21 protein-coding genes are annotated in these 19,209 nt (G+C 75.0%); 10 read left to right on the plus strand and 11 right to left on the minus strand.

Annotated elements, in window-relative coordinates; translation table 11 throughout:
* The first annotated feature begins 22 nt into the window (after positions 1 to 22).
* Entirely contained in the window at positions 23 to 1,489 is a 1,467-nt protein-coding gene (locus tag HH311_RS06880) for a UbiD family decarboxylase (RefSeq protein WP_169182882.1), read from the plus strand.
* A gap of 15 nt (positions 1,490 to 1,504) precedes the next feature.
* Here the strand turns inward: HH311_RS06880 and HH311_RS06885 are convergent, their stop codons facing one another.
* Positions 1,505 to 2,722, minus strand: coding sequence for a CdaR family transcriptional regulator (locus HH311_RS06885; RefSeq protein ID WP_169182883.1), 1,218 nt, complete (start codon positions 2,720 to 2,722; stop codon positions 1,505 to 1,507).
* 149 nt (positions 2,723 to 2,871) lie between these two features.
* On the opposite strand from HH311_RS06885, the gene HH311_RS06890 reads away from it, so the two are divergent.
* Both HH311_RS06890 and HH311_RS06895 read left to right on the plus strand, forming a co-directional pair.
* Positions 2,872 to 4,209 carry an MFS transporter gene (locus HH311_RS06890; protein WP_169182884.1) on the plus strand — a complete coding sequence of 446 codons (1,338 nt, stop codon included), beginning with the start codon at positions 2,872 to 2,874 and terminating at the stop codon, positions 4,207 to 4,209.
* A gap of 44 nt (positions 4,210 to 4,253) precedes the next feature.
* Entirely contained in the window at positions 4,254 to 5,048 is a 795-nt protein-coding gene (locus HH311_RS06895) for an SDR family oxidoreductase (RefSeq protein ID WP_169182885.1), read from the plus strand.
* Between the two features lie 45 nt (positions 5,049 to 5,093).
* Here HH311_RS06895 and HH311_RS06900 read toward each other — a convergent pair whose 3' ends face one another.
* Genes HH311_RS06900 through HH311_RS06910 form a run of 3 tightly spaced genes read right to left on the minus strand, consistent with a single transcriptional unit; the run spans position 5,094 to position 7,136 of the window.
* On the minus strand, positions 5,094 to 5,507 hold the full coding sequence (locus HH311_RS06900) for a hypothetical protein (protein WP_169182886.1): 414 nt from the start codon (positions 5,505 to 5,507) through the stop codon (positions 5,094 to 5,096).
* A 37-nt stretch (positions 5,508 to 5,544) separates the two neighbouring features.
* On the minus strand, positions 5,545 to 6,333 hold the full coding sequence (locus tag HH311_RS06905) for an SDR family oxidoreductase (RefSeq protein WP_169182887.1): 789 nt from the start codon (positions 6,331 to 6,333) through the stop codon (positions 5,545 to 5,547).
* Between the two features lie 5 nt (positions 6,334 to 6,338).
* A complete protein-coding gene (locus HH311_RS06910) occupies positions 6,339 to 7,136 on the minus strand; it encodes an alpha/beta hydrolase (protein ID WP_169182888.1) in 798 nt (265 codons plus the stop codon).
* Between the two features lie 141 nt (positions 7,137 to 7,277).
* Between HH311_RS06910 and HH311_RS06915 the strand changes: the two genes are divergently transcribed.
* The 3 genes from HH311_RS06915 (at position 7,278) to HH311_RS06925 (ending at position 9,575) form a co-directional block, all read left to right on the plus strand.
* Complete coding sequence (locus tag HH311_RS06915; protein ID WP_169182889.1) at positions 7,278 to 7,796, plus strand: TetR/AcrR family transcriptional regulator; 519 nt, start codon at positions 7,278 to 7,280, stop codon at positions 7,794 to 7,796.
* A 35-nt stretch (positions 7,797 to 7,831) separates the two neighbouring features.
* Positions 7,832 to 8,575 (plus strand): SDR family oxidoreductase, encoded by a 744-nt coding sequence (locus HH311_RS06920; protein WP_169182890.1) that lies wholly within the window; start codon positions 7,832 to 7,834, stop codon positions 8,573 to 8,575.
* A gap of 91 nt (positions 8,576 to 8,666) precedes the next feature.
* Positions 8,667 to 9,575, plus strand: coding sequence for a slipin family protein (locus tag HH311_RS06925; RefSeq protein WP_169182891.1), 909 nt, complete (start codon positions 8,667 to 8,669; stop codon positions 9,573 to 9,575).
* On the opposite strand, the gene HH311_RS06930 is transcribed toward HH311_RS06925, so the two are convergent.
* The 3 genes from HH311_RS06930 to HH311_RS06940 all read right to left on the minus strand — a co-directional run bounded on the left by HH311_RS06930 (position 9,520) and on the right by HH311_RS06940 (position 11,567).
* Positions 9,520 to 9,714 (minus strand): DUF1707 domain-containing protein, encoded by a 195-nt coding sequence (locus tag HH311_RS06930; RefSeq protein WP_169182892.1) that lies wholly within the window; start codon positions 9,712 to 9,714, stop codon positions 9,520 to 9,522. The two genes, HH311_RS06925 and HH311_RS06930, sit on opposite strands and share 56 nt — an antisense overlap.
* Positions 9,715 to 9,820: 106 nt before the next feature.
* On the minus strand, positions 9,821 to 9,976 hold the full coding sequence (locus tag HH311_RS06935; RefSeq protein WP_169182893.1) for a DUF6131 family protein: 156 nt from the start codon (positions 9,974 to 9,976) through the stop codon (positions 9,821 to 9,823).
* Positions 9,977 to 10,154: 178 nt separating this feature from the next.
* Positions 10,155 to 11,567 (minus strand): selenium-binding protein SBP56-related protein, encoded by a 1,413-nt coding sequence (locus HH311_RS06940; RefSeq protein WP_169182894.1) that lies wholly within the window; start codon positions 11,565 to 11,567, stop codon positions 10,155 to 10,157.
* Between the two features lie 220 nt (positions 11,568 to 11,787).
* Here HH311_RS06940 and HH311_RS06945 point away from each other — a divergent pair, with 220 nt between their 5' ends.
* Positions 11,788 to 13,359 carry a serine/threonine-protein kinase gene (locus HH311_RS06945; RefSeq protein WP_211189766.1) on the plus strand — a complete coding sequence of 524 codons (1,572 nt, stop codon included), beginning with the start codon at positions 11,788 to 11,790 and terminating at the stop codon, positions 13,357 to 13,359.
* Positions 13,360 to 13,370: 11 nt separating this feature from the next.
* On the opposite strand, the gene HH311_RS06950 is transcribed toward HH311_RS06945, so the two are convergent.
* A complete protein-coding gene (locus HH311_RS06950) occupies positions 13,371 to 13,937 on the minus strand; it encodes a hypothetical protein (protein ID WP_169182896.1) in 567 nt (188 codons plus the stop codon).
* A gap of 120 nt (positions 13,938 to 14,057) precedes the next feature.
* Between HH311_RS06950 and HH311_RS06955 the strand changes: the two genes are divergently transcribed.
* On the plus strand, positions 14,058 to 14,636 hold the full coding sequence (locus HH311_RS06955) for a TetR/AcrR family transcriptional regulator (protein ID WP_169182897.1): 579 nt from the start codon (positions 14,058 to 14,060) through the stop codon (positions 14,634 to 14,636).
* A gap of 104 nt (positions 14,637 to 14,740) precedes the next feature.
* The gene (locus HH311_RS06960) at positions 14,741 to 15,040 is read left to right on the plus strand and encodes a hypothetical protein (RefSeq protein ID WP_169182898.1); all 300 of its coding nucleotides are present in this window, start codon (positions 14,741 to 14,743) and stop codon (positions 15,038 to 15,040) included.
* Positions 15,041 to 15,054: 14 nt separating this feature from the next.
* Here HH311_RS06960 and HH311_RS06965 read toward each other — a convergent pair whose 3' ends face one another.
* Together HH311_RS06965 and HH311_RS06970 are read right to left on the minus strand one after the other, a co-directional pair.
* Positions 15,055 to 17,028, minus strand: a complete 1,974-nt coding sequence (locus HH311_RS06965; RefSeq protein ID WP_169182899.1) for a chloride channel protein — start codon at positions 17,026 to 17,028, stop codon at positions 15,055 to 15,057.
* Positions 17,025 to 17,510: a MarR family winged helix-turn-helix transcriptional regulator gene (locus tag HH311_RS06970; RefSeq protein ID WP_169182900.1), complete on the minus strand. Its 486-nt coding sequence runs from the start codon at positions 17,508 to 17,510 to the stop codon at positions 17,025 to 17,027. Before HH311_RS06970 ends, HH311_RS06965 begins: the two co-directional genes overlap by 4 nt.
* Before the next feature lie 134 nt (positions 17,511 to 17,644).
* Between HH311_RS06970 and HH311_RS06975 the strand changes: the two genes are divergently transcribed.
* Positions 17,645 to 18,550, plus strand: coding sequence for a universal stress protein (locus HH311_RS06975; RefSeq protein ID WP_169182901.1), 906 nt, complete (start codon positions 17,645 to 17,647; stop codon positions 18,548 to 18,550).
* Positions 18,551 to 18,647: 97 nt separating this feature from the next.
* Here HH311_RS06975 and HH311_RS06980 read toward each other — a convergent pair whose 3' ends face one another.
* Positions 18,648 to 18,983, minus strand: coding sequence for a hypothetical protein (locus HH311_RS06980; protein ID WP_169182902.1), 336 nt, complete (start codon positions 18,981 to 18,983; stop codon positions 18,648 to 18,650).
* Positions 18,984 to 19,209: the final 226 nt, after the last annotated feature.

A 19,209-nucleotide genomic window follows, 5' to 3' on the forward strand; every position in this document is an offset into this window, starting at 1 on the left:
CTGCGGCGAGGAGGCCGAGAGCATGGAGTTCCGCGACTACCGCGCCTATCTCGACGAGGTCGAGCGGGCCGGCGAGCTGCGCGTCGTGCGCGGCGCCGATCTCAAGACCGACGTCGGCGGCATCACGGAGATCACGGCGTGGTCGCCCGAGCACCCGGTGGTCCTGTTCGACGAGATCGACGGCTACCCGGCGGGCAGGCGCATCGCCGTCCACTCCTTCGACTCCTACCGGCGCATGCAGCTCGTCTACGGCTTCCCGGACGGGCTGCGCGGCCGCGCCCTCACCGAGTGGTGGGCCGACCGGCTCGACGTCGCGGCGTCGTCCCCGCCGGTCACGCCGGTCGAGGTGGAGACCGGGCCGGTCATGGAGAACGTCCTCACCGGCGACGACGTCGACCTGCACCTGTTCCCCGCCCCGATGTGGCACGAGCTCGACGGCGGGCCCTACCTCGCCACCGGCGGTGCCTCGGTGCTGCGCGATCCCGACACCGGGGCCCTCAACGCCGGGTGCTACCGCGGCATGGTCTACGACCGCCACACCATCGGGCACCACCTCGCCGGCGGGCACCACGGGCAGGTCATCCGCGACAAGTACTTCGAGCGCGGCGAGAACTGCCCGATCGTCATCAGCCTGGGCAACGATCCGTCGTTCACCCTCGCGGCCGCCGAGAACGTCGGGTTCGGGCAGGACGAGCTGGAGTTCGGGGGCTTCCTGCGGGGCGCGCCCTACGAGGTGGTCCGCGGCCCGCTGACCGGCCTGCCGTTCCCGGCCGGCGCCGAGGCCGTCCTCGAGGGCGAGATCCTCCACCCGGACGCGGAGCCGAAGCGCTCCGAGGGCCCGTGGGGGGAGGGCCTGGGGTACTACGCCGCCGCGTTCGACCAGCCCGCCGTCCGCGTGCACGCGATCTACCACCGCGACGATCCGATCGTCCTCGGCGAGCCGACCCTGCGGTTCCGGAACCGGGGTGGGGCCGGAGGCTTCGCCCAGACCGCGCGCCGCCTGCACATGCTGCGCCGCTCCGGCCTCGAGGGAATCCGGGGCGTGGGGCAGGTCGGCCCCTTCCTCGTCATCTCGCTCAAGCAGCACTATGCGGGGCACGTCATGCGCGTGGCCGACTACGCCATGGCGGGCCTCGCCGACCGGCCGCCGCGCTACCTGGTCATGGTCGACGACGACATCGACCCGACGAACCCCACGCTGGTCAACTGGGCGATCTCCACGCGCGTCGACCCCGCCGCCCAGATCCACATCGAGCGGGAGAGGTGGTGCAACGTCATCAACCCCGCCGGGCTCACCCCGGAGAAGCGCCGCATCGAGGACTACACCCTCGGCACCACGATCATCGACGCCTGCAAGCCCTTCCGGTGGCGCCGGCACTGGGACGCCATGTTCCACCGCAGCGACATCGACGAGGACCTGCGCGTCCGCCTCGCGACCCGGTGGGAGAGCGAGCTCGGGGACCTCGTCACCGCGCCCCGACCGATCTGAGTCTCCCGGAGGGGGTCAGAGCTCGGCGTCGTCCGCGGGCGCGACGAGGGCCAGGGCCAGCAGCAGGCGGTCGCGGGCGTCGGCGAGACGGCGGCCGGTGAGGGACTCGAGGCGGGAGAGCCGGTACATCACGGTGTTGCGGTGGCAGAAGAGGACGCCGGCCGCGCGCGACGGCGAGCCGTCGGCGTCGAGCACCGCCCGCAGCGTCGCCAGCAGGGTGTCGCGCTCGGGCTCCGGCAGGTCGAGCAGGCCACCCAGCGCCGCGCGGCGCAGCCGGGGCACGAGGTCCGGCGCCTCGGCGAGGAGGGCCTCGGGGAGCCGGTCGTCGAGCCCGGCCGCCCCGCCGGTCCCGGCCGGCAGCGTCCGGGCCGCCAGGCGGGCCCACCGGTGCGCGACGTGCAGCCGGGCCAGCCCGCGGACCGGCGGCGACACCCCGACCGGCACCGAGGTCCGCCGGGCGAGGGCGTCGACGACGGCCGGGAGGGCCGCGGCGGCGTCCTCGGGGGGCACGACCACGCCGACGACCTCGGCCGAGCGCACGTGCCACAGCGACGGGGCGATCCCCGCGAGCGCCTCGGCGGGACCCGGGAGCGGGTCGTCGACGGTCTCGCCGGTCGGCGCGACGACGCAGAGCAGCTCGGCGTCCTCGGGCACGTCGAGCAGGCGGGCGGCGTCGCGGGCGAGCGCCGGCTCGTGACCCCGCCCGGCGAGCAGCGCCTCGAGCACCGACCAGCGGCGGCCGAGCTCGAGCCCGCGCAGGCGTGTCTCCTCGCGGCGGTAGGAGTCGACGAGGCGGTCGGAGCTGGCGTCGAGGATCCGCCACACGTCGTCGGCCACCACCAGCAGCGCCGCGTCGTGGGCCCCGGCGAACCGGGTGCGCGAGACCTCCCGCATCCGCTCCCACACCAGCCGCCCGCACTGGCGGTAGGCGCGCAGCACCACCTCGAGGGGCACGCCCTGGCGGGCCCGGCGCCGACCGGTGTCGACGGTGAGGGCCGCGGCGTCGGCGCCGGCCGGCAGGTCGCCGGCGAGCTGGGTGAGCAGCCGCTCGAGGCTCGCCCGGCAGGTGGCCCGGAGATCGTCGCGGACGTCGAGCAGCTCGTAGACGTCCTCGCGCTCCAGGATGCGCGCGGCCAGCCGGTCGGCGAGGTCGTCGACGTCCTCCAGGAGCGCCCGGCACAGGACCGTCAGCGCCTGCCGGGGAGAGCCCGTCGGGACGGTCGGGACGGCCATCCGGGAAGCATGCCGTGCTACGCGCTGTGCGGTCCACGTCACATGTTGTGCTCCGCGCCCATACCGCGGGCGGGCTCCTCCGACGAGGCTGGGCGGGTCCCGATCGGCCCACCAGGGCCCCGCAGCGCCGCGGGGGGAAGGAACCGGACATGGCAACGACCAGAGCGGGGACCGACGGGGCGGAGGCGGTGCTCGACCGCCGGGAGGTGCGCCGGACCTCGCTGGTGAGCCTGCTCGGCTCGACGATCGAGTGGTACGACTTCTTCATCTACGGGACCGCCGCCGCGCTGGTCCTCAACACCGCGTTCTTCCCGACCGCCGACCCGTTCGTCGGCACGCTCGCGGCGTTCAGCTCGTTCGCGGTCGGGTTCATCGCGCGCCCCGTCGGCGGGATCATCTGGGGCCACTACGGCGACCGCATCGGCCGCAAGAAGGCCCTGGTCTCCGCGCTGTTCCTCATGGGCGCCTCGACGACGCTGGTGGGTCTGCTCCCCAGCTACGCGACCATCGGGGTCGCCGCCCCGGTGCTGCTGTTCGTCCTGCGCATCGTGCAGGGCCTCGCGGTGGGCGGGCAGTGGGGCGGCGCCGTCCTCATCGCCACCGAGTACGCGCCGCCGCACCGCAAGGGCTGGTACGGCAGCTTCCCGCAGCTGGGCGTGCCCATCGCCGTCATCGTCTCCAACGGGATCTTCCTCGGCCTCGAGGCCGGGCTCGGCGAGGAGGCGTTCACCTCCTGGGGCTGGCGGGTGCCGTTCCTGCTGTCGGTCCTGCTCATCGGGGTCGCGCTCTACGCCCAGCTGCGCCTCGAGGACACCCCGGCCTTCCGGCAGGTCCAGGCGCAGGCCGGGGCGCGGCGGCGCTCGCCGGTGATCGAGGTGCTCCGCTCGCACCCGAAGCAGGTGCTGCTCGCCGCGGGCTCGTTCATCGCCGTCAACGGCGGCTTCTACATCTACGTCGTCTACGTGCTCTCCTACGGCGCGAAGGCGCTCCACCTGCCCGAGTCGGTCCTGCTGATCGGCATCCTGGGGTCGAGCGCGGTCAACCTGGCGGCGATCCCGCTGTTCGCGCTGCTCTCCGACCGTGTCGGGCGCCGGCCGGTCTACCTCGCGGGCGCGATCGGGACGGTGGTCGCGGCGTTCCCGGTGTTCTGGCTGATCGACACCCGGTCGACGTTCCTGATCTTCCTCGGGCTGCTGATCGGCGGGGTCGCGAACTCGGCGATGTACGGCCCGCAGGCCGCGTTCTTCGCGGAGCTCTTCAGTGCCGAGGTTCGCTACTCGGGGGCGTCGCTGGGCTACCAGATCGGCGCCGTCCTGGGCGGCGGGCTCGCCCCGCTCATCGCCGCGTCGCTCTACCAGGCCACCGGGACCTCGGCGTCGACCTCGGCGTACCTGCTGGTGATGGGGGTCGTGACGGCGGTCTGTGCGTGGTTGCTGCACGAGACGCACCGGGGCGCTCGGGCTCGTGAGCAGGAGGTGTCGCCCTAGCGCCACGTTCTGCTCAGCGGCGCGGAGCGCACCAGGATGACCCCGTGGATCTGGAGCTGACCGGGCGGGTCGCGCTGGTGACCGGTGGGAGCCGCGGGCTGGGCCTGGCGACGGCCCGCCGCCTGCGCGACGAGGGCGCGACGGTGCACCTGTGCGGGCGCGACGCCGGGGCCGGCCGCGCCGCGCTCGACGAGCTGGGCGCGGGCACCGGCTGGAGCACCTGCGACGTCGCCGACGACGCGGCCGTGGCCGCGATGGTCTCCGACGTCCTCGGCCGGCACGGCCGGCTCGACGTCGTGGTCAACAACGCCGGGCGCTTCGGCGGCGGTCCGCTGGCCGGGATCGACGACGCCGGCTGGCGCGACGGCTTCGACACCAAGGTCCTCGGCGCGACCCACACCGTGCGCCACGCCCGGGACGCGCTCATCGCCTCCGGCCGGGGCCGCGTCGTGAACGTCTCCGGCGTGACCGCGGCTCTGGCGGTGCCGAACGTGGCCGTCACCGGGGTGGCGAACGCGGCGCTGATCGCGCTCACCGCGTACCAGGCCCAGGACCTGCGGGCGCACGGCGCGACGGTCAACTGCGTCGTGCCCGGCTACACCACGAGCGGGGTGTGGCAGGACCGCATCGACGCCCGGGCGGCGGCCGACGGCACCGACGGGCCGACCGCCCGCGCGGCGATCCTCGCCGAGCGTGGGTTCGGGGCGGGAGCCCGCTGGGGGACCCCCGACGAGCTCGCCGCGGTGGTCGCCTTCCTCGCCTCCGGCCCGGCGAGCTACGTCAGCGGCGCCACCCTCCGGGTCGACGGGGCGCAGCTCCCCGCCGTCTCCCACCCCTGACCGGCCCGGCTCACCGCCGGGAACGGCACGTGTCGTCGGCGCCGGTCAGGAGAGGGTCAGGTGCGGGAGCGGGAGGCGCTGCGACGGTCCGGCGGCGGGGTCGGGGAGCAGGCGCGGCGGGGCCCACGAGAGCGGGCCGACCGTCGGGTCGGTGAAGGTGAGCTCCAGGTCGACGGCGAGCGCGGGGACCCCCACCCCGTCCTGGGTGAGGTGCAGGACGAGCTCCCCGGCGAGCTCCCGGGCGGGGAACGCGACGACCTCGAGGGCGTAGGCCGCGGCCTCCCCGGGCCGCCACGCCTGGTCGGCGCCGAACTCCCCGCCGCTGGCCACGACGACCGGGATCCGCTCGAAGACCGTTGACGTCAGCGAGACCGACACCGTCGGCCCGGAGGGCTTGGCGGCGTCACCGACGACGGTGAAGGTGACGCGGCCGGCCGTGAGGACGCTCGCGTCCGACATGGGAGACCTCCGAACGGGGCGGCGCGGTGCTCGCGGCTCACAGCGACTGGGTCAGGCCGCCGTCGATGATGACCTCGGTGCCCGTCAGGTTGGGCAGCGTCCCGCCCGCGAGGAGGGCGACGAGGTCGGCGACCTCCTCGGGGCGGGTGAACCGCCGGGTCGCGGTCCCGGCGACGGCCTGGTCGGCCACGGCCTCGGGGTCGGCGCCGACCGCGCCGCCCACCACCTCGGCCACGCCGCCGCCGCCGAGCCACAGATCGGTGGCGACCGGGCCGGGGCTCACCGTCGTGACCCGGACGCCGCGGGGACCGAACTCCTTCGACAGCGACTTGCCGCAGTTGGTCAGGGCGGCCTTCGCCGCGCTGTAGTCGACGACGAGCGGATCGGGCAGCGACGCGTTGACCGAGCTGACGGTGACGACGGCGGAGGACTCGTGCTCCAGCAGGTGGGGCAGGGCCGCGCGGCATGTCCGGACCGCAACCATCAGATTGGTCTGCCAGGCCGCCTCCCAGTCGGCGTCGGTGACGGCCAGGAAGCCGTCGACCCGGGGCCGGACCGCGCCGACGTTGTTGACCACCACGTCGATCCCGCCGAACGCGGCGACGGCCTCGGCGACCAGCTCGGCGGGCGCCTGGGGCCCCGACAGGTCGACCGCGACGGGGTGGACGGGGTACTCGCCGGCGAGGGCCTCGAGCTCCTTGCTGATCGTGCGGGAGCCGGCCACCACCGAGGCTCCCTCGCGGGCGAGCGCCGTGGAGACCGCGAGCCCGATGCCGCGCCCGGCGCCGGTGACGACGGCGACCTTCCCGGACAGTCCGAGGTCCACGGCGCTCAGAGCCCCTGCTCGGCGAGCCACGACAGGGACGCGTCGGCGACGTCGCGCCAGCCGTGGTCGATGGTCAGGGAGTGCCCGCGGTCGGGGAACTCCCGGAGCTCGGTCACGGCGTCGCTGTGGCGGTACTGCTTGAGCGTCGCCTTCGTGACCGCCTCCGGGACCGTGTGGTCCTGCCCGCCCGTGATCAGCAGGAGCGGGCCGCGCGACGCGTTGCGGGTGTCGACGGCGGCGGGGGACCGGGGGCTGAAGTTCGCCGCGGCGGCCTCGAAGAGCGGCTTGCCCGGCGCCGGGATGGTCCAGCGCTCGTACAGCGCGTCGGACTCCTCGGGGGCCAGCGTGTTGCCGAAGGCGTACCGGAACTGGTCGGGGGTCAGGGAGACGGCCCGGTGCCGGTTGGCGGGGTTCTTGAAGACCGGCAACGTCGAGCGCAGCGCCGAGAGGGGCAGCGGCAGCACGCCCTTGATCTGGGCGGCGTCGATCGCGACGGCGCCGGCGGCGAGGTCGAGCCCGAGCAGCTTCTGGGCGATCATGCCGCCGAAGGAGTGCCCGACGACCACCGGCCGGGTGTCGAGGCCCGCGATGATCTCGGCGTAGTGGTCGACGACGTCGTCGATGCCGTGGTCGGCGATGCGCTCGGGGGCGGCCCGCGCCTCCTCGACGGTGTCGGGGTCGCCGGGCCACCCCGGCGCCGAGGCGGTGTAGCCCTTCTCGGAGAAGAGCTCGATCCACGGGGCCCACGAGGTGGCGTGCAGCCAGAGGCCGTGGATGAACAGGACGGGGGGTGCGCTGGGCATGAGGGGCTCCTGGGTGAACCGACCGTTCTACCTACCTCGGTGGGAACATAGCGACGACGCGGAGGGAGGGCAACGATGGCGGGGCACGGAGCGGGGTCGACGACTCGTCCGTCGGCCGCGAGGGAACGCATCCTCGCTGCGGTGGACCGGTTGTTCTACCGCGAGGGCATCCACGCGGTCGGGATCCACCGGATCCTCGACGAGGCCCGGGTGACCCGGGTGACGCTCTACCGGCACTTCCCCTCGAAGGACGACCTCATCGTCGCCTATCTCGACCAGCGGGCCCTCCGCGGCGAGGAGCAGCTCGAGGAACTGGCCGGCCGCTACGACGACCCGGTCCAGGCGCTGCTCGCGATCGGCAGGCTGCTCGCCGAGGAAGGGCTCGACGCCGAGTACCGGGGCTGCGCCTTCATCAACGCCGCCGCCGAGTTCGGCGACCCCTCCCACCCGGCCCTCGCGATCGTCAGCCGCCACCGCGCGTGGGTGCGCCGGCAGACCGCGGGGCTCCTCGTCCGCGCGGGACGCCCGGAGCCCGAGCGGACGGCCGAGGCCCTGTTGATGGTGCGCACCGGCGCCGTCGTGGGGAACTCCCTCGACCACTCCCCGGACATCGACCAGACGTTCCTGCGCCTGTGGCACGACGTGGTCACCGCGGCCTGACACCGTGCGCGAGCCGGAACCGGGACGATGGCGCGATGGGACGCCACGACGGCCGGGCGGTGCTGATCACCGGCGGGACGAGCGGCATCGGCCTGGCCACCGCGCGACTGCTGGGCGACGAGGGGGCGCGGGTCGTCGTCACCGGCCACCGGCCCGACTCGCTCGGGGCCGCCCGGGAGGCGCTGGGCCCGGACGCCACGGTGCTGGCCGCCGACGTGGCCGACCCCGCCGCGCTCGACGCCCTCGCCGTCGCGGTGCGCGACGCCGTGGGCCCGCTCGACCTGCTCTTCCTCAACGCCGGGATCACCGGGTTCGGCGGGGTCGCCGAGGTGACCGCGCAGGAGTACGACCACCTGTTCGCCGTGAACGTCGGCGGTGTGTACTTCGGAGCGCAGAAGCTCGCGCCGCTGCTGCGCGACGGGGGCGCGATCGTGGTCACCACCTCGATCGCGGACGTCGAGGGCATCGCCGGCTTCAGCGTGTACGCCGCGACGAAGGCCGCCGTGCGGTCGATGGTGCGCTCGCTGGCCCGCGAGCTGCTGCCCCGGGGCATCCGGGTCAACGCGGTGAGCCCCGGCCCCGTCGACACCGGCATCATCGAGCGCACCCTGCCCGCCGACGCGGCCGCGGCCACCCGCGACCAGCTCCGGGCGGGCAACCCGATGCAGCGGTTCGGGCGGCCCGAGGAGGTCGCGGCCGCCGTCGCGTTCCTCGGGTTCGACGCCACGTTCACCACCGGCGCCGAGCTGGCCGTCGACGGCGGGGCGTCCCAGCTCTGATGCCTCGCGCGCCGGGCGCGTCGGGCGCACGATGGGGGCGGGAGCGCGGCCCCGGTGGGGAGCCCGCCCCACCCGCGAGGGGAAGCCTCCGATGAACGTCGTCGTGATCATCGTCGTCGTGGCCGTCCTGCTGGCGATCATCGTGTCGTCCATGACGTTCCGCCTGGTCCAGCAGTACGAGCGCGGGGTCGTCCTGCGCTTCGGCCGGCTGTTGCCCGCCGTCCGCCAGCCGGGACTGCGGGCGATCGTCCCCGTGGCCGACCGGATGCGGAAGGTGTCGATCCAGACCGTGGTGCTCGACGTGCCCTCGCAGGGCACGATCACCCGGGACAACGTGACGATCGGGGTCGACGCCGTCGTCTACTTCCGCGTCGACGACCCGGTCCGCGCCGTGATCAACGTGGAGAGCTACGTGCAGGCGACCTCGCAGGTCGCCCAGACCTCGCTGCGGTCGGTGATCGGCCGCTCCGACCTGGACACCCTGCTCTCCGACCGGGCGCGGATCAACGCGGAGCTGCGGGACGTCATCGACGCCCCGACCGAGGACTGGGGCATCGTCGTCGAGCGCGTGGAGATCAAGGACATCTCGCTGCCCGAGGGCATGCGCCGCTCGATGTCGCGTCAGGCCGAGGCGGAGCGGGACCGGCGGGCGCGGGTCATCGCCGCGGACGGCGAGCTGCAGGCCTCGAGCAAGCTCTCCGAGGCCGCGGAGACGATGAGCGGGACGCCGGGGGCGCTGCAGCTGCGGTTGCTGCAGACCGTGACCGACGTGGCCGCGGAGAAGAACAGCACCCTGGTCATGCCGTTCCCCGTCGAGCTGCTGCGCTTCTTCGAGCGGGTCACCGACCGCACCCCGGACCGCGCCGTGCCGGCGGCGGACCAGGTGCCGGAGAGGGCGCCGGGGGAAGCGATCGGGGAGGCGCCGGAGGTCGGGGAACCGTCGCTCACCACAGCCGACCCGGCAGATCGTCGATCAGCTCCGCCAATTCCTCCCGGCTGATCGCGGAATAGGTCGCGGCCACCCGCTCGTCGTACTCGGCGAGGCTCAGGCGGCCGTGCTCGAGGGCGCGGGTCAGCCGTGCGATCACCAGCGCACGCTCCCGATCGGAAGCGCGGACCCCGCGGCGTTCCGCGTCCACCCTGCTCGCCGTCCCGTCGTCGGCCCGACACCACCTGCCGGACAGCCTACGAGCCGGGCCGTGCTCCCCGGGGCCGCCGGACGACCGGCGGCCCCGGGGTCACGGGTCAGAAGTACGTCTTGCGCCCGATCGGCCGACCGACCGCGCCGAGCAGGGTGAGGATCAGGCCGACGATCAGCAGGATCCACCCGATGGTCACGATGATGCTGGGCACGGGCGCGACATAGCCCAGGACGATGAGGATGATTCCGAGGACGATCACGGGTTCTTGCCTCCGAACGGTCGGGGGAGCGGTTTCCGGTGCCGGCCCGAATCGTTCTCCCGGGCCGGCCCCGTCACCCCGGAGAACGAGATCGGGGGCGCCGCGGTGCGAGCCGCGGCCTGTTCTCGGCGCGATTGCGCCACTCGCGCCGACCCGGCCCGCACCCGGCCGAACGAGTTCAGGACCGGTAGCAGTACGAGTCGGACGACGCGTCCCCGCCCTGCAGTCGCACCTGGTGCACCCGGCGGCCGCGGAACTCGTCGCCGTGGGGGAAGAAGCGGGCGTCGGGGGTCAGCCCGCCCTGCGGCCCGACGTCGAGCTTGGCCATCCACGCGCCGACGCCGTCGGGGTAGAACTGGTCGTCCCAGGCGCCGTAGAGCGAGTTGGTCACGTAGACCCGCCGTCCGTCGCGGCTGACCTCCACCATCTGCGGGCCCCCCGCCAGTGGCAGGTCGGGTGCGGCCGGGTGCGGCCGGCGGCCGACGATGCCGCCCAGGCGCACCGACCCCACCTCGCGGGGGTGCGCCGGGTCGGTGACGTCGAACTGCTTGAGCTCGCCGGTGCCCCAGCAGGAGACGTAGAGGAAGCGGTCGTCGACGGAGAGGTCGATGTCCGAGACCAGCGGGGGGACCGCGCCGAACGGCGCGAGGGCCGGCGGGAGGGCCGTGGCGTCCGCAGGCTCGGCGGGGATGGTGATGACCTTCTCCACCTCGAAGGGCGCGTCCGGGCGCGGCCGGTGCCACCGCCACACCGACGCGGACAGGTCGGCCGTGGAGATGACGACGCCGACGAAGCCCCACGTCGCCTCCGGGTCGTGCGACGGCCGGACCTCGAGGACCATCTGCTGCTCGGCGCCGAGGTCGACGCTCTGCTGGTGCACGCCCTTCGCGAGGTCCCAGAAGTGCAGGTGGTGGCCGTAGCGGCCGCCGAGGAGCAGGTCCGGGACGAGCCCGTCCTCGATCATCGACGGGCTGCCCCACTCGCTGGAGACGAGGACGTTCTGGGCGAGGTGCCACCAGGCGTCGTAGGCGAAGTGCTGCGGGCCGCGGTCGGTCTCCCAGGGGTGCAGGACGTCGAAGGTCGAGTGGTCGAGCACGGCGATCCCGCCGGGACCGTCGGGGTCGTCGAGCGGCCCGCCGAGGCAGGTGAGGAAGACGCCGTCGGGTCCGCAGTGCAGCGTGTGCGGACGGGAGTAGCCGGCCTGGGAGGAGAGCTCCGCCGCGCTGATCGTCTTGACCAGCCGGGGCACGCGCGGGTCGGGGACGGTGTCGAGGACGGCGACGTCGGAGGAGCGCAGCCCCGGCACCAGGAGGTACCGGCGCGCCAGCCCCGTCATGTCGTGGCCCTCGTGCAGGAGGGCGCTGCTGCAGGCGTTCCAGCCGAAGTGGTGGAGCTCGGCGCCGGTGCCGACGTCGGTCCACCCGACGACCCGCCCGTACTGCCCCGACCCGGGGTCGACGTCGACGACGGTCATGGCGTCGGGCGCCCGGCCGGCCCGGTCGAAGGCCACCACGTACGCGAGGGTCTCCGCCGGGGCCGCCGCCGCCTCGGCGGGCGAGCGGTAGAACGTCGGGTCGATGGTCGAGGTCATGAGGGTCTCCTCGGGCGGCGACGGAGGTGTCCTCAGCGTCACATTCGTCCCGAGATCAGGGACAGGGGTCGCGCGTCCCTACCGCCGGGCCCCTCCGGTCCTTGCGCCCACGGTGGGCCGTCCGTGGCCGATCACGCTCGGCGAGGTCCCTCTTCGGAGTATGCCCCGGTCCCCGGATGGGCAGATCTGCGGCGACACGGGCGAGGGGGAGGAGTACGGGGTGGCGCAGGACGACCAGCTCATCGCCGGGCGCTACCGACTCGGCGTCCAGGTCGGCAGCGGCGCGATGGGCGTGGTGTGGCGGGCCGAGGACGAGGTGCTGCGCCGCACGGTGGCCCTCAAACAGGTCCGGCTGCCCGGCGGCATCGACGACGAGTCCCGGGAGAAGGCCCGTCGGCGGGTGATGCGCGAGGGCCGGCTCTCCGCGCGCCTGCACCATCCCCACGCGATCGCGGTGTTCGACGTCGTCGACCACGACGAGCAGCCGTGGCTGGTCATGGAGTACCTGCCCTCGGAGAGCCTGGCCGAGGTCGTCGCCACCCGCGGGGTGCTGACGCCCCACGCCGTCGCCGGGGTCGGCCACCAGGTCGCCGCGGCGCTGACCGCCGCCCACACCGCCGGGATCGTGCACCGCGACGTCAAGCCCGGGAACGTCCTGCTCGGGGACGACGGCGTGGTCAAGGTGACCGACTTCGGCGTCTCCCGGGCGATCGACGAGGCCACCATCACCTCCTCGGGGATGATGGCCGGGACGCCCGCGTACCTCGCCCCCGAGGTCGCGCGCGGCGCCGAGGCCGACTTCCGCTCGGACGTGTACTCGCTGGGGTCGACGATCTACGCCGCGCTCGAGGGCCGGCCGCCGTTCGGCCGGGACGAGAACGCCCTCGCGCAGCTGCACCGGGTGGCCACCGGCGACTACGTGCCCCCGCGCCACGCGGGCCCGCTGGCCTCCCTGCTGGAGCGCGTGCTCGCCGCGGACCCGGCGCGGCGCCCGGAGATGCACCAGGTGCGCGACGAGCTCGGGCGCCTCGCGGCGGTCGAGGCCGAGACCGACGAGTGGACCGGGGACCACCGCGAGCCGACCGGCCCGACAGCGCCGGTCACGCCGGTCGTGCCGGTCGCCGTCCGGGCACCGTCGGAGCCGACGCTGGTCTCGACGACGGCCCCGGTGGCGCCCGAGGCCGGTGTGCCCGACGCCGAGGCGGCGCCGGGACCCGGTGCCGGCCGCCGTCGTCGCCACCTCGTCGGGGCCGGTGTCGCCGTGCTGCTGGTGGGCGCCGTCGTCGTCGCCGCGCTCGTCCTGGCGACGAGGAGCGGCAGCCAGGCCGGAGTCGCCTCGAGCCCGGCGCCCACCTCCACGGGGCAGCCCGGCGGCAGCGGGTCCGCGTCCGACGGCGACCAGGCGACGGCGTCCGGTGGGGGAGCGGCGGCGTCCGGCGGGGGAGCGGCGGCGGCCCCCGTCCAGGGCTCGCCGGACCAGGTCGCCCAGCAGCAGGCGGTCATCGACTACTACCGCCTCATCCCCGACGACCTGTCGCAGGGCTGGCAGCACCTCACGCCCTCCTACCAGCGCGGCACCGCCGGCGGGTTCGCCGGCTACAGCGGTTTCTGGAGCGCGATCCGCCGGGTCGACGTCCGCGGGGTGTCGCCCGGCGCCGGCGACACCGTCGACGCCACCGTCACCTACGTGCACCCGAATGGCAGCACCAGCGAGGAGCGGACGCTGTTCCGGATGGTCCAGCAGGACGGGACCTGGAAGATCGACGGGAGCCAGGTCCTCTCGAGCCGCTGACGACGCCGCGGTCAGCGCCGCGTCCCGCGACCGAGACGCAGCGCCGAGATCCCGAAGAAGACGCCGCCGAGCAGGGCGTAGCCGGCCAGGGCCCGCAGCGACGGGTCCGGCCCGGCGGCCTGGAGGACGAACGCGACCCCGGCGAACACCGAGATGCCGCCGCTCGCGATCATCGCCCACTGACCACCGAGCGCCCGCCGCCGCAGGGCCACGACCAGTTGGACGAGCCCGGCCACCGCCGCCCAGACGCCCCACACCCGCAGCACGGCCGGCGTGCCGGAGCCCACGGCGAGCACCAGGCCGACGGCGGCGAGCGTGCTGATCGCGATGTTCGCGGCGAGGGCCGGCGCCCAGGCACGAGCCCGGGACGTGCCGGCGTCGACCACGGCGGCCGCGACGTCGAACAGCGGGTAGAGCACGAGCAGGACCGCGGCGAGCGGACCCACGGCCGGCCCGCTGAGGAACAGCGCCACCGCCCACACCAGGGCGAACCCGAACCGGACGAGGTAGAGCCGGCGGAGCGCGGACGCGAGCGGCGCCCCGGTGGACTCGGTGGAGGTCGTGGAGTCGGTGGTCATGGTGGTTCCCTTCGAGGAGTCGCTCAGGGAGAAAGACCGTTCTCTCTGTTGCGGGAGGCAGCGTCGCACGGTGCGGCCCACGGCCGCAAGACCGATCGTTCTTTCTTGTATGGTGGACGCATGGCGACGACGTCCGGGGCGCGGGAGCGGCTGCTGACCACCGCCAGCGAGCTGTTCTACCGGGACGGCATCCGCGCGGTCGGGGTCGAGCGGATCCTCGCCGAGGCCCCCGCGACGCGGGCGACGTTCTACCGGCACTTCCCCTCGAAGGAAGACCTCGTGGTGGCCTACCTGCGGGGCGTCGACGCCACGACGCGCGCCGACGTGCAGGCCGTCACCGAGGCCGCGTCGTCACCCGCCGACGCGGTGCGCGCGGTCGGCGCCGCCCTCGTCGACGGCCTGTCCTCGCCGGGGTTCCACGGCTGCGCGTTCCTCAAGGCCGCGGCCGAGTACCCCGGTCCCGACGACCCCGTGCGCCGGGCGGTCGTGGAGCACCGGGCCTGGTACCTCGCCACGCTGACCGACCTGTTCGCGCAGGTCGTCGGCTCCGAGGAGTCGCCGGAGCCACCGCGCGCGGCGGCGCACTTCCTCATGATGCGCGACGGCGCGATGTCGGGCGCCCACCTCGACGGCCCCGAGCACGTCGGTGAGGCGTTCCGGCGCGGCGTCGAGGGGCTGCTCACCGCCGTCCACGGGTGAGGTCGTCGCCGTGCCCCGACGACGGGTCATCCGCGCCAGGTGATGTGCGACCCCGCGCCGGCCGCGCATCGTGGGGCGGCCACAACCGGAACGGAGGTCGGCGGATGTCGGAGAACTCCTCGGACCGCAGGTTCGACACACGGCTCTTCCTCGGCGGGGCGGTGCTCACCGCCCTGGGGAGCCTGCTCGCCACGCTGGGTGTCGCCCTGGGCAGCGTCGCGGTGGTCCAGGCCGGGCGGCGGTGGCAGCAGGGCACGGAGATGACCCCGGCGCAGCTCGCCCGGCACGCCCTCGGCAGTGCCCAGGCCGCGACCACCGCGGGCGCGCAGGCCTGGCGGGCACCGAGGGACGGGGCCAGGCTCGGGGTCGCCTCGCCGGACGGCCGGCCGCAGCCCGTGCCGTGACGCCCCGCGGTGCCTCACCCCCGCGGGATGAGGCGCCGGCCGGTCAGGAGTCCCGGGGTGCCCTCCGCGGCCGCGTCCCGCCCGCCGACGGACGTGCGGATGCGGGTGCGGTGGTGCTCCTCGGCGAGGTCGGCGAGCCGCCCGTCGAGCAGGTGCTCCACGGTCACGATCCCGACCAGCCGTGGCGGCCCGTCCGGGCACGCGGTCACCACCGGGGCCGCCGTGATGGCGTAGGCGGCGAACCGCTCCCGGACGGTCCGGAGCGTGTCGTCGGGCCCGACGGTGACGGGGGACGGGGTGAGCAGGTCGGCGACGGTGCCGGCGTCGGCCCGCACGAGCTGGTCGCGGCTCACGATCCCGCGGAACGTGCCCACGGCGTCGACGACGGGGAACAGGCGCTGGCGCACGACGATCCCGCTCGGTGCGTCGTCCGGCCCGCCGGCGCCGGCCGAGGGCACCGCGACCGGGAAGACCGGGTCGCGCCCGGCGCGGGGGACGACCGACGCGAGGACCTCCGCGGGGACCGGCAGGGCGTCGCCCGGGGCGAGCACGGTCGGCCCGGCGTGCATGACCTCGTCGACGAAGACCACCTCGAGCGGGTCGACGTCGTACTCCCGCGAGAGGTGGTGGCCGCGTCGGGCGATCTTCTCGGTGAGCACCGAGCGCCGCAGCAGCAGCGCCGACACCAGGTAGGCGGCGCTCGACGCGATGAGCAGGGGCAGCAGCGCGGGCCAGGCGTGGGTGAGCTCGAGGGAGAACACCACCCCGGTCAGCGGGGAGCGCATCACCCCGCCGACCACGGCGGCGAGCCCGACGAGCGCCCAGAACCCGGCGCCCACGCCCGGCAGGACGTGCGCCTCGAGGCCCCCGAGGGCCGCACCGATCATGAACACCGGGGCGAGGACGCCGCCCGAGGTGCCCGAGCCCAGCGAGAGCCCCCAGACGAGGCTCTTGACCACGAGGATGCCGACGATCAGCGCGAGGGTGGCGCGACCGGTCAGCAGCTGGTCGATGACGTCGTACCCGACGCCGAGCGCCCGGGGCTCCACCAGCCCGCCCAGGCCGATGACCACGCCGCCGAGGGCGGGCCACCACATCCAGTGCAGACCGAGCCGTCGTCCCCGGAACCGGAAGGACCCGAGCCGGGTGAAGCCGTCCTCCGAGAGATAGACCAGCGCCGTGACCACGATGGCGAGCAGGCCCCCGACGGCGCCCGCGAGCACGCACAGCACCTCGGCCCCGGCGCCGATGTGCCACGAGCCGGTGTCGACGGGGAAGATCGGGTCGCCCCCGAGCAGCGGGACGCGGACCAGGGTGGCGACGGCGACCGCGGTCGCGACGGGCAGGAAGCTGCGGGGCCGCCACTCGAAGAGCAGCAGCTCGACGGCGAGCAGCACCGACGCCAGGGGCGCGTTGAAGGTCGCCGACATGCCCGCGGCGGCCCCGGCGACCATGAGCGCCTTGCGCTCGTCGGCCGACAGACGCAGGTGCTGGGCGAGGATCGACCCGAGTGCGCCGCCGGTCATGATGATCGGGCCCTCGGCGCCGAACGGCCCGCCGGTCCCGATGCTGACGGCGGCGGACACCGGCTTCAGCACCGCCACCTTCGGCTCGACCCGGCTGCCCCGGGTCAGGATCGCCTCGATGGCCTCGGGCATCCCGTGGCCGCGGATCCTCTCCGAGCCGTAGCGGGCCATGACCCCGACGACGAGGCCGCCCGCCACCGGCGCGCCGAGGACCAGCCACCAGGGATGGGGCGCGGCCCCGGGGGAGACCAGCTCGGCGGAGAACCGGCCGAAGAAGACGACCTGGGTGATCAGGCCGATCAGGCGCAGCAGCACCCACGCGGCGCCCGCGCCGACGACCCCGACCGGGACGGCCCACGCGCAGATCAGCAGGACCCGCAGGGTGACGGTGAAGTCTCCCAGCCGGCCGGGGCGGCGCCTCGGGGACCCGGGCTCATCGGCCGGCGCCTGCTCGTCGGTCACAGCGCCTGCAGCTCGATCGGCCCGGCGTGCCCGTACTCGGCCCCGGCGGCGTCGCCGAGGGCCTCGAGCGCGCGGGCGACGTCGGGGACGACGTCCGCGGCGAGGCGGTCCACCAGCGCGGTGAGCTCCCGACGGCGGCCCTCCTCGACCCGGGTGACGAGGTCGTGCCCGGCCGGCGTGAGCTCGAGACGGACCACGCTCCGGTTGGGGCGCTCGCGGCGGCGCACCAGGTGCCCGGAGTCCTCGAGCCTGTCGGCGAGGCGGGTGACCGAGGACGCCGCGGACCCGAGGCGCTCGGCCACCACCGCGCTGGGGCTCTCGCCCAGCTCGGCGAGGACGCGCAGCAGGCGGAACTGGGTCAGGGAGACCTCGGCGCCGAGGGCTTCCAGGGCTCGCGAGGCCACGCCGACCAGCACTGGGGTGGCGGCGAGCAGGGCCTCGACGGCGCGCGACGCGGCGTCGCCGTCCGGTCTACTCTTCACATGCGCAAGTCTTGCACAACGCAGGACTTGCTGCCTGACGCGCGACGACCTGACGGCGGCCGCACAGCCGGAGGGGTCACGTGGGGGCCGCCGGTGGACGGGCGACCGCGCCGGGAGATTCGGGAGGAGAACAGGTGACCCAGCACGACGCACAGACCGCCGCCGAGGTCCTCGGGACGGCGACGGAGACCGCAACGGAGACCGCGACGGCGACCGGGGTGGTGGTCGGGGTGGACGACTCGGCCAGCGCCCGGGCCGCGGTGGCCTGGGCGGCGGCGGCCGCCGTCCGTCGGGACGTGGCCCTGCACCTGGTGGAGGTGCTGCCGGGCCCCGCCGACCCGGCGGACGCGGTCGGCGGAGCCGGGCCCGCCGCGCCGCGCGGGCGCGCCCGGGCCCTGCTGTCCCGCGCCCGGGACATCGCCCTGGCGACCTCCCCGGGGCTCACCGTCACCATGCACACGCGCTCCGGGCGCGTCGGCACCGCGCTCGTCGAGCACGCCGCCGACGCCGCCCTGCTGGTGCTCGGCTCCAACGGGCCCGGCGGCCCCATCCCGCTCTCGCTCGGCTCGGTGCTGGCGGAGACGACCCGGCACTGCTCCTGCCCCGTGGTGCTGGTGCCGCCCGCGACCCGTCGCCGGGCCCCGTCGGGGGAGGAGCCCGTGCTCGTGGCCCTCGAGGACAGCCCGGACGGCGAGAAGGCCCTGGCCTTCGCGGCCGACGTGGCGGCGCGGCGCGGCGCGGCGCTGACCGTCCTGGGCGGGCCGGCCGAGGCCGGCACCGCGGGCGAACCCGCGGCGCTGGGCCGTCTCCGCGAGCGCCGCCCCGACCTCACGATCCGGTACCGGACGATCAGCGCGCCCCTGGCGGACGCCCTGCTCGCCGCCGACACCGACGCCGGGCTGCTCGTCACCCCGCCGCTGCGGCGGCGCGCGAGCCGCGAGCACCCGGTGGCCGGGTGGACGGCGCACTTCCTGCCGGTGCTGAGCACCTGCCCGGTCGCGGTCGTGTCGGCCCACAGCCGGTGGTCGACGGCCCTGTAGGTGTCGGTGGCCTGCGGCCTCGTGAGCAGAAAGTGCCGCTATAGCGACACTTTGTGCTCACGGGGCCGGAGGCCACCTCACGAGGCCGGAGGCCACCTCACCGGGCCGGAGGCCGCTTCGAGGGCGTGCACCGCGCCGTCCGCCGGGAGTCGGCGTAGCGCTGGGCGATGCGGGCCGCGTGCGACCGGTCGATCGGGCGCGGCAGGCCGGCCTGCTGGGGGTCGTTCCACCCGCCCAGGCCGCCGTCGGGGTCGGCGGCCCGGTAGCGGGTGAACCACACCTCCCGGCCGGGCAGATATGCGACCTCGTGCTGTCCCAGCCGCGTGAACCATTGCCAGCGCCACGACGTGGCCGAGTGCGCCGCCTGGAGATCGTTCTTCGTCGCCGTTCCCGGCGGATCCGCCGGCTCGGTGCCGGCGCGGATGTCGGTCATGATCGGTACTTCTTCCCGGCGCGGACCACACGGTGCGCCTCTCCCTGGATGGGCGCTGCCGGTGCCTCGTCAATCAGGGCAGAAGGCCGCATTCGAGCACCTGCTCGGCCTAGTGGCCCTCGCCGATCTGTGAGCACTGCTGACCTGCGACGACGAGGCCGAGGGGATTTACGGCGCCCATGCGACCGAGCGGCTTTCCGGGCCTCCGCCGTTCGGCGTCACGGCG

This window comes from Actinomycetospora sp. TBRC 11914, from assembly GCF_012933465.1.
Lineage (GTDB): Bacteria > Actinomycetota > Actinomycetes > Mycobacteriales > Pseudonocardiaceae > Actinomycetospora.

Excerpts from the sequence above, each read along its gene's own strand:
- HH311_RS06890 (WP_169182884.1), top strand. The coding sequence starts at position 2,872 with ATGGCAACGACCAGAGCGGGGACCGACGGGGCGGAGGCGGTGCTCGAC.
- HH311_RS06880 (WP_169182882.1), top strand. The coding sequence starts at position 23 with ATGGAGTTCCGCGACTACCGCGCCTATCTCGACGAGGTCGAGCGGGCC.
- HH311_RS06980 (WP_169182902.1), bottom strand. The coding sequence starts at position 18,983 with ATGACCGACATCCGCGCCGGCACCGAGCCGGCGGATCCGCCGGGAACG.
- HH311_RS06925 (WP_169182891.1), top strand. The coding sequence starts at position 8,667 with ATGAACGTCGTCGTGATCATCGTCGTCGTGGCCGTCCTGCTGGCGATC.
- HH311_RS06950 (WP_169182896.1), bottom strand. The coding sequence starts at position 13,937 with ATGACCACCGACTCCACGACCTCCACCGAGTCCACCGGGGCGCCGCTC.
- HH311_RS06910 (WP_169182888.1), bottom strand. The coding sequence starts at position 7,136 with ATGCCCAGCGCACCCCCCGTCCTGTTCATCCACGGCCTCTGGCTGCAC.
- HH311_RS06885 (WP_169182883.1), bottom strand. The coding sequence starts at position 2,722 with ATGGCCGTCCCGACCGTCCCGACGGGCTCTCCCCGGCAGGCGCTGACG.
- HH311_RS06920 (WP_169182890.1), top strand. The coding sequence starts at position 7,832 with ATGGGACGCCACGACGGCCGGGCGGTGCTGATCACCGGCGGGACGAGC.
- HH311_RS06960 (WP_169182898.1), top strand. The coding sequence starts at position 14,741 with ATGTCGGAGAACTCCTCGGACCGCAGGTTCGACACACGGCTCTTCCTC.
- HH311_RS06940 (WP_169182894.1), bottom strand. The coding sequence starts at position 11,567 with ATGACCTCGACCATCGACCCGACGTTCTACCGCTCGCCCGCCGAGGCG.
- HH311_RS06955 (WP_169182897.1), top strand. The coding sequence starts at position 14,058 with ATGGCGACGACGTCCGGGGCGCGGGAGCGGCTGCTGACCACCGCCAGC.
- HH311_RS06900 (WP_169182886.1), bottom strand. The coding sequence starts at position 5,507 with ATGTCGGACGCGAGCGTCCTCACGGCCGGCCGCGTCACCTTCACCGTC.